A 12,949-nucleotide genomic window follows, 5' to 3' on the forward strand; every position below is an offset into this window, starting at 1 on the left:
AAGGGCTATTACGCATCCAGCACCGACTACTACCAGTGCGGCCTGAGCGGCCAGCCACTCGACAAGTGCGAATTCGCCAATGTGTCGCCCGGTGCCAATTACACCGAAAACGCCAGCAAGAATCTCAAGTCGGAAACCGGCAAGTCGGGCGGCATCGGCGTGGTGTGGTCGCCCGCCAAACAGTTCGACCTGACAGCCGATTACTGGCAGATCCGTATCGATAATCTGGTCACCCAGCTCAATGCCGACACGCTGCTGCGTACCGAGGCCGATTGCCGCCTGGGCAAACTCGATGCCAAGTCGGCGCAATGCCAGGACGTGATCAGCCGCATCACCCGCAACCCGGCCAATGCGCCGCTCGACCCCTTGGCCATCAGGGATATCCGCGTCAACTCGATCAATGCCGCCAGCGAGAAAACCGACGGCATCGATCTCAGCGCGCGGCTGGGCTGGAAATCGGAGCAATGGGGCGACTATCAATGGCGTATCAATTACACCCGCGTGCTCAGCCACAAATACCAGCAGTTCGCCAGCGATGCCGAGCGCGATCTGTTGCATGCCAAGGATAATTCCGACTGGCCGGACAAGCTGATCAACAGCCTGAGCTGGAACAAGGCATCGTGGAACAGCACCCTGACGCTGATCCGCAATGGCCGCATCCCCAATGCCGCGCAGGATGGCGGCTATGTCGAGCCGATCTGGCTGACCAATCTGGATATCGGCTACCAGATCAACAAGCAGGCGTCGGTGTCCTTGACCATCAATAATCTGTTCGACAAGATCCGCCGTGATACCTCGGGCGGCTGGCCGTACTATCTGGTCGGCAACTACCTGCCCTATGGGCGTGAAGGCTGGGTACAGCTGAACTATCACTTCAACTGATCTTGCCATCGCGCAAGCGCCAAGCTGAACCGCTTCGCGCAGCAAGTCTGGCCCCGGCATGTCCGGGGCAGCTGCCTTTGGCCCCCTCTACCGCAAGCGGGAGAGGGTTGGAGTGAGGGAGGCGTGATTGATCCAGGCTGCCCTCACCCGGCCCTGCTGGGGTTAGAGTGGAATGCCCTCGCGCCCTCACCCGGCCCTGCGGGCCACCCTCTCCCGCTTGCGGGAGAGGGGGCGTGGATCATCCAGCCTGTTTTGCTGCAATCAGCCTTCAACCTTCCGGAGCTTCACCATGACCCATCTGCCGCTTTGCCTGCTGGCGCTGTGCACCGCCTCGGTACTGCCTGCCGGCAAGCCGCTGGTGATCTGCGCCGATGCCGACCCCGATGGTTTTGACCCTGCACAGAGCGCCAACGACGCCACCCTGAAGGCCTCGGCCGGCCGCATTTACAACAATCTGATCGAATACGCGCCCGGCCCGTTCAAATTTGTCCCGGCCTTGGCCGAGCGTTGGGATATCTCGCCCGATGGCCTGGTGTATACCTTCCACCTGCGCCACGGCGTAGCCTGGCAGCGCAATGCACTGTTCAAGCCCAGCCGCGAATTCAATGCCGACGATGTGCTGTGGACCCTGCAAAGACAGATCGACCCGGCCCACCCCGGCGCCAAAGCCGCCCCTGCCGGCTTTCCCTATGCCAATGCTGGCGAGTGGAAAAACCTGTTCAAAAGCATTGAAAAGCCCGATGCCTACACGCTGCGGCTGACCCTGAACAAACCGTTCGCGCCGCTATTGGAGCGCTTTGCCCACCCGGCGCTGTCCATCGTGTCGGCCGAATATGGCCAGCAGCTGGACAAGGCCGGCACGCCCACTCTGCTCGCCAGCCAGCCGATTGGCACCGGCCCGTATCAAATGACGAACTTCGACAAGGGCGCACAACTGCGTTACGAGGCCAACCCGCAGTACTGGCGCCACAAGCCGGCCATCGAGCGGCTGATTGTCGCCACCGTTCCCGACCCGGCAGTGCGCGCGCAAAAGCTGCTGGCAGGCGAGTGCCAGCTGGCCGACACCATCAAGCCGCAGGATTTGCCGCGCTTTAGCGGCAACGCCAGCTTTGTGGCGACGCCCTTGCGTATGCAGGCCAGCGCCCAGCTGACGTTCAATGTCGGCAAGAAGCCAATGGACGACAAGCGGGTACGCCAGGCGCTGGCCATGGCGATCGACCGCGCTGCCATTGTCAAAGTGGTGTACGACGGCCGCGCCGAAGTGGGCAGCTCGCCCTATGCCGCCCGCAGCCTGTGGGGCAGCGAGGCAGTCAAAGCGGCAGAGCCCGATCTGGCCCAAGCCAAAAAGCTGCTGGCGGAGGCTGGCTACCCGAATGGCTTCGAGCTGGAGCTATGGTCGCGCGCGGGCGGATCGTTCACCAACCCGAATTTCCCGCTTACCGCGCAGCTGATCCAGGCCGACTGGGCCAAACTGGGGGTGCGCCTCAAGCTGGTGACCATGGACTGGGTAGAGCTGATCAAAAAGGCTCGCGCCGGTGCCGCGCCAGCGCTGCTGACCGGCTGGAGCGGCGCCCTCGACCCCGATGGCTTTTACAGCAACCAGGCCAGCTGCGACGCCACCCACAATGGCTACAACTTCGCACAGTGGTGCCACCCACGCGCCGAAGCCGCGCTGGACGCCGGCCGCCTCGCCACCAGCATCGCCAGCCGCAGCCCGCACTATATCGAGCTGCAAAAACTGATCGCCGACGAAGTCCCCTTCACCACCCTCGCCTACCCGGTGCCGGTAGTCATCCACAGCCGCTCGCTTGGCGGGGTGGAACCGACAGCAGGTGATAGTTTCAAGGTAGAGCAGCTGTTCTGGCGCTAGGGCGGGAGCAGGCTCACGGCACCCGAAACCTGTAAACACAGAGATCGGAGAGCACACAGAGCGCACAGAGACGGCAAACCCGATCAGGGTTTCTCTGTGTGCTCCGTGCACTCGGTGCACTCCGTGTCTACAGAATTCAGGGGGGGATTTGCGAGCGCCTGGCGTGCCAAACCCCAAACCTGTAGACACAGAGATCGGGGAGCACACAGAGCCCACTGAGACGGCAAAACCCAATCGGTTTTTCTCTGTGTGCTCTGTGCTCTCGGTGCACTCCGTGTCTACAGAATTCAGGGCGGTGCGAGCGCCATGCATGCCAAGCCCCAAACCTGTAGACACAGAGATCGGGGAGCACACAGAGCCTACTGAGACGGCAAAACCCAATCGGTTTTTCTCTGCGTGCTCTGTGCTCTCGGTGCACTCTGTTTCTACAGAATTCAGGGGGGGTGCGAGCGCCATGCATGCCAAGCCCCAAACCTGTAGACACAGAGATCGGGGAACACACAGAGCCCACTGAGACAGCAAAACCCAATCAGGTTTTCTCTGTGTGCTCTGTGCTCTCGGTGCACTCCGTGTCTACAGAATTCAAGGGGTCTTGCGCCCAGTTCGACCGCTACAACATACGCCGCAGGCGGTGGCCGATTTCGCCCACCATGCCGCGGCGGAAGGCCATGACGCACAGCACGAACACCGAGCCGATGGTGACGGTGACCCAGGAGCCCAGCGAGGCCAGTTCGTGGTGCAGTACCCCCACCGTGACCGCGCCCACCACCGGGCCGGTCAGGGTGCCCATGCCGCCGAGCAGGGTCATCAGCACCACCTCGCCGGACATATGCCAGTGCACATCGGTCAGCGATGCCAGGCCCATCACCAGCGACTTGGTGGCGCCGGCGAGGCCAGCCAGTGAGGCCGACATCACAAAGGCGGCCAGCTTGTAGCGCTCCACCCGGTAACCCAGCGACAAGGCGCGCGGCTCGTTCTCGCGGATTGCCTTGAGCACGGTGCCAAACGGCGAATTGACGGTGCGCCAGATCAGCCAGAAGCCCGCCACGGTGACCGCCATGACGAAGTAGTACAGCGCCAGCGGCAGCTGCCGATCGCCCATCGCAACCGTGTGCGACAGATCGATCAGCCCGAGCAGATGGCCGCGCGGTATGCCTTGCAAGCCATCTTCGCCACCGGTAAATGGCAGCTGCAGGCAGGCAAAGTACACCAGCTGCGCCAGGGCCAGCGTCACCATGGCGAAATAGATGCCCTGGCGGCGGATTGCCACGAGGCCCACTACGAGGCCAAGCAGCGCCGCCCCTGCGGTGCCGAACAAAATGCCCAGTTCCGGCGTAAGGCCCCAGTCGCGCATGGCATGGCCGGCCAGATAGGCGGCGCTGCCAAAAAACGCAGCATGGCCGAACGACAGCAGGCCACCAAAACCAAGCAGCAAATTGAAGGCGCAGGCAAACAGCGAGAAGCACATCAATTCCATGACAAAGGTCGGGTAGACACCGAACGGCAGCAGCGCCAGCACCGCCAGCGCAATCAGCCAGGGCAGCAGCCTGACCCTGTGTTCCACACCCGGCGTAGCAGAAGCCGGTTTGATCGCAGTAACAGACATGCTCAGGCCTCCTTGCCGAACAGGCCGGCCGGGCGCCACAGCAGCACCAGCGCCATCACGATAAAGATCACCGTATTGGCCAGCGGCGGATAGAACACCTTGACCACCCCTTCCAGCAGGCCGAGGCCAAGACCAGTGACAATGGCGCCCATGATGGAGCCCATGCCGCCGATCACCACCACGGCAAACACGATGATGATGAGGTCGGCCCCCATGGTCGGGCTTACCGCATAGATCGGCGCTGCCACCACGCCAGCGAGACCCGCCAGTGCCACGCCAAGGAAGTAAGTGAGGGTGCGCAGCAGCGGCACATCGATGCCGAAGGCACGCGCCACATCGGGGTTTTCGGTGCCGGCGCGCAGATAGGCGCCAAGCCGGGTGCGCTCGACCAACCACCACACGCCAAAGCACACCAGCAGCGATAACACGATGGAAAACAGCCGGTACTTGGGGAAGAACATAAAGCCCAGATTCAGCGCGCCTTCCAGAATCGGCGGCTTGCCGTTATACGGCTCGCCCGACACATTGAAGTAATTGGTGAACAGGCCTTCCAGAATCAGGGCCAGACCAAAGGTGAGCAGCAGGCCGTACAGATGGTCCACCTGATACAGCCGCGACAGCAGGGTGCGCTCGATCGCCACGCCCACGAGGCCCACCAACAGCGGAATCACCAGGAGCGCCACCCAGAAATTCATGCGCAGGCCTTCGTCGCCCAGCCAGTGGCCAAGATAGTCAAAGCCGATCAGGGCACCGAAGGCGCCCAGCATATAGAAGGCGCCATGGGAGAAATTGACCACATTGAGCATGCCGAAAATCACGGCAAGGCCCAGGCTCAGCAAGGCATAGAAAGCGCCGTTATTGAGGCCGAGCATGGCCTGCGACAGCACGGCCGAGAGTGAGATATCCATGTTTTACCTTTGTTCGCCAGCGCGATGCCGCGTCCTGACCAGGCGCGCGGCCAGACCACAGACGGCCCGGCAGCGCAGTGGGCGCCACCGGGCCGGCCCAGGCCAGGTTTACTTCTTCACCAGCGCGCACTCGCTGCCAGCCAGCGGCTTGAACGCCTGCTCGCCCGGAATGGTGGCGATCACTTTCAACATGTCCCAGATCGAACGCGACTCGGTCGGCTTTTTCACTTCGACCAGATACATATCGTGCACCATGCGACCGTCTTCGCGGATCTTGCCGTTCTTGGCATAGAAGTCCTTGATCGGCAGCTCGCGCATCTTCTTCATCACTTCATCGGGGTTGTCGGTGTTAGCCGCCTTGACTGCCTTCAGGTAGTGCATGGTGCTGGAATAGACCCCGGCCTGCACCATGGTCGGCATGGCGCCGGTCTTGGCCAGGTAGCGATTGCCGAAGGCACGCGTTTCGGTGTCCAGATCCCAGGTATAGGCGGTGGTGAACTTCATGCCCTGGGCAGTGGCAAGGCCCAGCGCTTTGATATCGCTATCGAATACCAGCAGGCCCGCCATAGTCTGCTTGATGCCGAACTCACGCGCCTGTTTCACCGCATTGGAAAAATCGCCGCCGGCATTGGCCAGCGCGATCACCTTGGCGCCGGAATTCTGCGCCTGCAACAGGTAGGACGAGAAATCGGTGGTGCCGAGCGGATGCTTCACCGTGCCGCTCACCGTGCCGCCAAGGCCGGTGACGATCTTCGAGGCATCGCCCTGCAGGGCCTGGCCGAAGGCATAGTCAGCCTGCAGGAAGTACCAGGAATTCATGCCTTCCTTCATCAGCGCCGTGGCAGTGCCCTTGGCAACGGCATAGGTGTCGTAGGCATAGTGCACCGAATACGGCGTGCATTCCTTGCCGGTGAGCGCGGTGGAGCCGGCGCCATTGACGATCACCACCCGCTTCTTTTCGCCACCGATCTTCTGCACGGCGATCGCCACGCCGGAGTTGAGCAGGTCGTTGATCATGTCCACGCCCTGGGTGTCGAACCACTCGCGCGCCTTGGCCGAGCCGATATCGGCCTTGTTCTGATGGTCGGCCGATACCAGGGTGATCGGCTTGCCCAGCACCTTGCCGCCAAAATCGTCGATGGCCATCTGCGCTGCTGCCACCGAGCCCTTGCCGCCAATACTGGCGTACACGCCCGACATATCGGTAAGCACACCGATCTTGATGCCATTGGGGCCGGCCAGCGCGCCGGCCGATAGTGCGGCGGCAACGAGGGTAACAAGCGTTTTGCGAGGTGTATGCATGGTGTCGGGCTCCAGTTTTTTGCTTTGAGGGGAAATGCTCTATCCAGGCGGCGGCTTATACCGCCAGGTATTTGTTCAACCGTGCTTCGCCATCGGCGGCCAGCTCGGCGGCGCTGATGGCATCGACCACCTGGCCATGCTCGATCACATAATGGCGATCGGCAATGCCGGCAGCAAAGCGGAAATTCTGCTCGACCAGCACGATGGTGTAGCCACGCGACTTCAATAGCCGCACGGTTTCGCCAAGCTTTTTCACGATCACCGGGGCGAGGCCTTCAGTGATTTCATCCAGCAACAACAACCGTGCGCCGGTACGCAGAATGCGCGCCATCGCCAGCATTTGCTGTTCGCCACCGGAAAGCCGCGTGCCCTGGCTCTTGCGCCGCTCCCACAGATTGGGGAATAGCTCGTAGATTTCCTCCAGCTTCATGCCGTCCGAGCGTATCGCCGGCGGCAGCAGCAGATTCTCCTCCACGCTGAGGCTGGCAAAGATGGCCCGCTCCTCCGGGCACCAGCCGACACCCAGCGGCGCAATCTTGTGGGTGGGCAGATTGATCGCTTCACGGCCATTGATCATCACCGAGCCGGCGCGGCGGCCGGTCAGGCCGAGAATCGCCTTCAAGGTCGTGGTACGGCCGGCGCCATTGCGGCCCAGCAGGGTGACCAATTCACCGCGCCGCACGCCGAAATCGATGCCGTGCAGGATATGCGATTCGCCATAAAAGGCATGCAGGCCGGTTACCCGCAACATTTCGCCGGCATGGTCCTGGATATCAGCCATGGGCCACCTCCGCCGCATCGTCGGCCGACACGCCGAGATAAGCTTCCATTACCTTCGGGTCTTTCGACACCGTCGCATAATCGCCCTCGCTGAGCACCTGGCCGCGCGCCAGTACGGTAATCCGGTCGGCCAGGGTGGAGACCACCTTCAGATTGTGCTCCACCATCAAGATGGTGCGGCCGGCTGCCACACGGCGGATCAGGCTGGTGACGCGATCGACGTCCTCCACGCCCATGCCCTGGGTGGGCTCATCGAGCAGCATCAGCTTCGGCTCCAGCGCCAGGGTGGTAGCAATTTCCAGTGCGCGCTTGCGGCCATAGGGCATTTCCACGGCCAGCACCTCGGCGAATTCGGTGAGGCCGACATCGTCGAGCAGGGCCATCGCCGCAGCGCTATAGGCATCGAGCTGGCGATTGCTGGTCCAGAAGCGGTGGGCGCCGCCAGCCTTGCGCAGCAGGGCCACCCGGACATTGTCCAGCGCGGTCATATGCGGAAACACCGCCGAAATCTGGAAGGAGCGGATCAGACCCTTGAGGGCGACTTCGGCCGGCTTTGCCTGGGTGATGTCCTCACCGTCGTACAAGACCAGCCCTGAGCTGGGCGGCAAGAATTTGGTCAGCAGATTGAATACGGTGGTCTTGCCGGCGCCATTGGGGCCGATCAGGGCATGAATGCTGCCGCGAGCCACCTTGAGATTGACGTCGGAAACGGCGGCGAAGCCGCGAAATTCCTTACCGAGCCCACGGGTCTCGAGGATGATGTCCTGCTGCATCGTGTCTCCATCTTCCCGCTTTTGCGGGTATTGTCGGCGAACACCCAGCCAGAATGCGCACACGCCCGACGCGCAGCCGGCATGGCCGGGCAGCAGTCGATGGCGGTGGATTGGCTACGGTGCAGCGGCGCAGGCACGGCAGGGAATCACGTAAGCCCGGCGCCAGCTTGGGCAAGCAGGGGGAAAGCTATAGCAAAACGCCACCGAGGTAAATTCCCGTGAGGCCGGCTCAAGCCGGCCTGTCTGATTTCACGGACAATGCGGCGCGCCCACCCCGGCCCGCCTGTGCCGCCGCCAGGCTCAGCACACGGACCACCTTTACCGTCGCCGGCGTGGCGCCGGACGCCATGGCCTGCCGGCACGCCGGCTCAGTACCCGGACGCTGCGCGGTGCAACCGGTACGGCTCGCTGCACAGCGCAGGCAGGGCGGCGCCAGCCTGACCATCAGGGCCACGCCTGCCTGGATGCCTCCGATCAGCAGCAGCGCGGCCAGCATGCCTATTTCCCCGGCAGGGTGACGAAACCGAGCTTGACCACCCCGGCACGCTGCGCGGCCGCCATTACCTGGGCAACCCGCTCATAAGCCACTTTGCGATCGGCATTGAGCTGGATTTGCGGCTGCGGCTGCTGATGCGCCGCCTGCGCCAGCTGCGCCGCCAGCTGGTCCTCGCTTTGCAGCTGCTCGTTCCAGTACAGCTGACCATCGGCCGAGATGGCCAAATGAACCGTGGCCGGCGGCACCTCGTTCACCCGGCTGCTGGCCTGCGGCAGATCGACCTTGACCGAATGGGTGAGCACCGGCACGGTGAGCATGAATACGATAAGCAGCACCAGCATCACATCCACCAGCGGCGTCATATTGATTTCGCTCATCACCTGGCTGTTGTCGTCGAAGCGACCGCCTCCGAATGCCATCTTATTGCCCCCCGCCTGCGACGACATTCAGGCGTGGCCGCGCCTGGTCGGGCCGCGCCAGCGGTGCGCCGGTCACGAAATAGGCATGCAGATCATGGGCAAAGCGGTTGATCCGCCCCAATAGCTGCCGGTTACCGCGCACCAGGGCGTTGTAGCCCAGCACCGCCGGAATGGCGACAGTCAGTCCGAAGGCGGTCATGATCAGCGCTTCGCCAACCGGACCTGCCACCTTGTCGATACTGGCCTGGCCGCTCAGGCCGATGCCGGTCAGCGCGTGGTAGATGCCCCATACCGTGCCGAGCAGGCCCACAAACGGCGCTGTCGAACCGATCGAGGCCAGAATCGACAGGCCGGACTGCATGCGCTCCACCGACTCATCGATGGCATTTTGCAGGCAGCTGGTCAGCCAGTCGGGCAAGGCCAGCTGGCCATGCAGATCGCCCTGGTTATCGCGATGATGGGCCACCGCCTCACGCGCTTCTTCGGCCATCAGGCGGAACGGGTTGCCCTCGCCGGCCAGCAGGCGCAAGCCTTCTTCAAAGCCATGGGCATGCCAGAAGCCATGGGCAGCGGTGTCGGCCATGCGGCGCAGGCGCATTTGCCGCCATAGCCGCGTCAACAGCACGGTCCAGGCCGCAATCGACATCAGCAGCAGCGCGATGGCCACGCCACGGGTGACCACATCGCCTTGTGCCCACATCGAGGCCAGTCCGAACGGATTGTTTTCCATCTGAGATTTCTCCGGTATTGCGCTTGCCACGGCAAGCCGGTTGTTAGGAAAGCGCTGAATGAATCGAGCGTCGCAGACCCCGGGAAGCCCGGGCCTTGATCGCTAGCGAGTACGCTGTTGATGGCTCGCCGCTCTATTTCTCCCCCTCCGCCCCGCCGAGGGGCCGCGCTTTTGGCGCGTTGGGCGAGTCGCTCAGCGCTTCCCTAGGAATTCAATGAAAAATCCACTGGCACCACATACCACAGTGCCAGCGGGGTATCGCCCTGCCGGGCCGGGATAAAGGTCCAGCGCTGCAAGGTATCGAGCGCGGCACGATCAAGCCGCTCGAAACCGCTGCTGCGCTTGAGCCGCACCTGATCGACCTTGCCATCGGCCAGCACATGCACTTCCACCTGCACCACGCCCTCCTCATGCAAGCGGCGCGACATCGCCGGGTAAGGCGGTTTCGGATTGTTGAGCCCCTGGGCATCGCTGCGCGGCGGGGTCAGCTCGGCGGACTTGCCGGCGGCAGGTTTGCTCGGCGCAGCCACGGCCGGCTCGGCCTCGGCCGGCGCAGCAGCAGCAGGCGCTGAAGGCGCAGCAGCGGCAGCCGGCACAGCTGCCATGCTGGCCGGGACGGCCGGCAGCAAGGTTCGGGGCTGGGCCGGCTGGCTGGACCGGGCTTGCGGCACCGTGCGGGCAATCGCCTGCGGCCTTGCCTCGGCTTGGGGCAGCGGCTGCGGCGCGGCTTCTTGCACCGGCGGTAACAAGCTGGCCTGCATCACCGGCAGCGGCACCGGCGCTTGCACCGGGTTGCCGCCCAGCCAGTACGCCGCTGCAAGCAGATGCAGCGCCGCAATCAGCAGGCTGGGCGCAAAGCGGGCAAGGTGCGAATGGGTAACGGGCAGACGAAGCGCAGACATATACCGTATTGTATTGATAACCATTATCATTTGTAAACAAAGTTGCCGCAGCGCAGCATTTGCTGCCATACAATCGGAGCCATGCCCTACCCCCTGCCCACCTACCAGGCGCCTCGCTGGCTGCGCGGCGCACACCTCGAAACCATCTATCCGGCGCTGGCGCTGAAACAGCCGCCACCGGCCTATCGCCGCGAGATCTGGAACAGCCCGGATGGCGACGAGATCGCCGTGGACTGGCTGAACGGGCCGCAGCGCGCCAATCAGCCCCTCCTGGTGCACTTTCATGGCCTGGAAGGCAGCTCGGCCAGCCATTACGCCAGCGCGCTGATGCATGCGGTCAAGGCGCGCGGCTGGCAGGCCGCAGTTGCCCATTTTCGCGGCTGCGGCGGCCACCGCAATCGCCGGCCGCGCGCCTACCATGCCGGCGATAGCGCCGAAATCGACTGGATCTTGCGGCGCTTTCGCGCCGGCCACCGTGGGCCGCTCTATGTCGCCGGTGTATCGCTCGGGGGCAATGCGCTGGCCAAGTGGGCCGGCGAGCAAGGTGCTGCGGCGGCACAAACGGCCGATGCCATCGCGGTGATTTCCGCGCCGCTCGATCTCAACGCCGCCGGCAAGGTGCTCGATCGCGGGCTCAATCGCGCCATCTACACGCGCAATTTTTTGCAAACGCTGCGGCCCAAGACCCTGGCGCATCTGGCTGCTTTCGAACAAGAACTGGCCTTTTTGCAGGTGGAGCCACGCGATATCCGCGCCGCGCGCACCTTTCGCGAATTCGACGAGCGCGTCACCGCGCCGCTGCATGGCTTTGCCGGCGCCCATGATTACTGGTCGAAGTCGAGCAGCAAGCCGCTATTGCGCCATATCGCCATCCCCGCCCTGGTCATCAACGCCCGCAACGACCCCTTCCTGCCAGCCAGCGCCCTGCCCGGCGCGCAGGACGTCAGCAGCATGGTGCAGCTGCTGCAGCCCGAGCATGGCGGCCATGTCGGTTTTACCGAGGGCAGCTTTCCCGGCCAGCTGAGCTGGCTGCCGCGCTGCCTGCTGCAGTTTTTTGATTCGATCGGCGGCCCGGCCGCCGCCCAGCGAGACCCAGCCTGATGACCATTTCTCCCGATATTTTCAAGGCCTACGATATCCGCGGCCTGGTAGGCAGCCAGCTCCATGCTGCCAGCTTGCATCTGCTGGGCCGGGCAATCGGCAGCGAAGCCGTAAGCCGCCAGCAGGCACGCGTCGTGGTTGGCCGCGATGCACGCCCTTCCAGCGCCGAATTGGCCGACAGCCTGATTGCCGGCCTGCGCAGCTGTGGCGTGGGCGTGATCGATATCGGTGAAGTGGCCACCCCGCTGGCCTGGTTTGCCGCCCACCATCTGCAGACCGGCTCGGCGGTGATGATCACCGGCAGCCACAATCCGCCGCAGTACAACGGCGTGAAGATCATGCTGGCTGGCGAAACCCTGGCCGGCGAGGCGATCTCGGGCTTGCGCGCCCGCATCGAAGCCGGCGAATTCAGCCAGGGCGAAGGGAGCTACCAGCAGGACGATGTCAGCGCTGCCTATCTGGCACGCATCGAGGGTGATATCCAGCTGTCGCGCCGGGTCAGCATCGTCGTCGATGCTGGCAATGGCATGGCTGGCAAGCTGGCGCCGGTGCTATACCGGCGGCTGGGCTGCCGGGTGCGCGAATTGCACTGCGATATCGACGGGCAGTTTCCCAATCACCACCCCGACCCGGCCAAGCCGGAAAACCTCGCCGACCTAGCCCATGCGCTGGCAGTAACCGATGCCGAGCTGGGCCTCGCATACGATGGCGACGCCGACCGGCTCGGCGTGGTGGCCAAGGATGGCAGCATCATCTACCCTGACCGTCTGCTGATGCTGTTTGCCGCCGACGCGCTAAGCCGCCACCCCGGCGGTAAGGTGGTATACGACGTGAAATCGAGCCGCCTGCTGGCCAGCTGGGTGAAGCAGCATCGCGGCAAGGCGCTGATGGCGCGCACCGGCCACAGCTATATGAAGGCCAAGATGCACGAAAGCGGCGCCCTGGTCGGCGGCGAGCTGAGCGGCCATCTGTTTTTTGCCGAACGCTGGTACGGGTTTGACGACGGCATCTATGCCGGCGCGCGCCTGCTGGAGATCCTCTCCCAGGTCGACGATATCAGCGCCCTACTCGCCGCCCTGCCCAATGGCTGCAGCACCCCGGAAATCCAGATTCCGGTGCCCGATGGCCAGCCACACGCGCTACTGGCCAAGCTGAAAGACGAGGCCCGCTTCCCGGATGC

13 protein-coding genes are annotated in these 12,949 nt (G+C 63.6%); 4 read left to right on the forward strand and 9 right to left on the reverse strand.

Translation table 11 applies throughout. The features are described 5' to 3' along the window. Together ACE3OH_RS12060 and ACE3OH_RS12065 are read left to right on the forward strand one after the other, a co-directional pair. The coding region (locus ACE3OH_RS12060) for a TonB-dependent receptor domain-containing protein (RefSeq protein WP_374352729.1) at nucleotides 1–882 on the forward strand (882 nt) is incomplete at its 5' end. 289 nt (nucleotides 883–1,171) lie between these two features. After that, nucleotides 1,172–2,752 (forward strand): ABC transporter substrate-binding protein, encoded by a 1,581-nt coding sequence (locus tag ACE3OH_RS12065; RefSeq protein WP_374352732.1) that lies wholly within the window; start codon nucleotides 1,172–1,174, stop codon nucleotides 2,750–2,752. A gap of 610 nt (nucleotides 2,753–3,362) precedes the next feature. Here the strand turns inward: ACE3OH_RS12065 and ACE3OH_RS12070 are convergent. From ACE3OH_RS12070 to ACE3OH_RS12110, 9 genes are all read right to left on the reverse strand, one after another. Continuing rightward, nucleotides 3,363–4,358, reverse strand: coding sequence for a branched-chain amino acid ABC transporter permease (locus ACE3OH_RS12070; protein ID WP_374352735.1), 996 nt, complete (start codon nucleotides 4,356–4,358; stop codon nucleotides 3,363–3,365). A 2-nt stretch (nucleotides 4,359–4,360) separates the two neighbouring features. After that, entirely contained in the window at nucleotides 4,361–5,266 is a 906-nt protein-coding gene (locus ACE3OH_RS12075) for a branched-chain amino acid ABC transporter permease (protein ID WP_374352738.1), read from the reverse strand. A 108-nt stretch (nucleotides 5,267–5,374) separates the two neighbouring features. Next, entirely contained in the window at nucleotides 5,375–6,568 is a 1,194-nt protein-coding gene (locus tag ACE3OH_RS12080) for an ABC transporter substrate-binding protein (protein ID WP_374352740.1), read from the reverse strand. A 55-nt stretch (nucleotides 6,569–6,623) separates the two neighbouring features. After that, entirely contained in the window at nucleotides 6,624–7,349 is a 726-nt protein-coding gene (locus tag ACE3OH_RS12085) for an ABC transporter ATP-binding protein (RefSeq protein ID WP_374352743.1), read from the reverse strand. Beyond that, complete coding sequence (locus ACE3OH_RS12090) at nucleotides 7,342–8,121, reverse strand: ABC transporter ATP-binding protein (RefSeq protein WP_374352746.1); 780 nt, start codon at nucleotides 8,119–8,121, stop codon at nucleotides 7,342–7,344. The genes ACE3OH_RS12085 and ACE3OH_RS12090 overlap by 8 nt, the downstream gene beginning before the upstream one ends. Nucleotides 8,122–8,350: 229 nt before the next feature. Continuing rightward, the gene (locus ACE3OH_RS12095; protein WP_374352749.1) at nucleotides 8,351–8,617 is read right to left on the reverse strand and encodes a hypothetical protein; all 267 of its coding nucleotides are present in this window, start codon (nucleotides 8,615–8,617) and stop codon (nucleotides 8,351–8,353) included. 2 nt (nucleotides 8,618–8,619) lie between these two features. Beyond that, nucleotides 8,620–9,036, reverse strand: a complete 417-nt coding sequence (locus ACE3OH_RS12100; RefSeq protein WP_374352752.1) for an ExbD/TolR family protein — start codon at nucleotides 9,034–9,036, stop codon at nucleotides 8,620–8,622. Between the two features lies 1 nt (nucleotide 9,037). After that, the gene (locus ACE3OH_RS12105; RefSeq protein ID WP_374352755.1) at nucleotides 9,038–9,766 is read right to left on the reverse strand and encodes a MotA/TolQ/ExbB proton channel family protein; all 729 of its coding nucleotides are present in this window, start codon (nucleotides 9,764–9,766) and stop codon (nucleotides 9,038–9,040) included. A 203-nt stretch (nucleotides 9,767–9,969) separates the two neighbouring features. Then, the gene (locus ACE3OH_RS12110; RefSeq protein ID WP_374352758.1) at nucleotides 9,970–10,668 is read right to left on the reverse strand and encodes a TonB family protein; all 699 of its coding nucleotides are present in this window, start codon (nucleotides 10,666–10,668) and stop codon (nucleotides 9,970–9,972) included. A gap of 81 nt (nucleotides 10,669–10,749) precedes the next feature. Here ACE3OH_RS12110 and ACE3OH_RS12115 point away from each other — a divergent pair, with 81 nt between their 5' ends. Both ACE3OH_RS12115 and ACE3OH_RS12120 read left to right on the forward strand, forming a co-directional pair. Continuing rightward, nucleotides 10,750–11,769, forward strand: coding sequence for a YheT family hydrolase (locus ACE3OH_RS12115; protein ID WP_374352761.1), 1,020 nt, complete (start codon nucleotides 10,750–10,752; stop codon nucleotides 11,767–11,769). Next, the coding region (locus ACE3OH_RS12120; RefSeq protein ID WP_374352764.1) for a phosphomannomutase/phosphoglucomutase at nucleotides 11,769–12,949 on the forward strand (1,181 nt) is incomplete at its 3' end. The genes ACE3OH_RS12115 and ACE3OH_RS12120, both read left to right, overlap by 1 nt.

It is taken from the genome of Chitinimonas sp. (genome assembly GCF_041904975.1).
GTDB lineage: Bacteria > Pseudomonadota > Gammaproteobacteria > Burkholderiales > Chitinimonadaceae > Chitinimonas.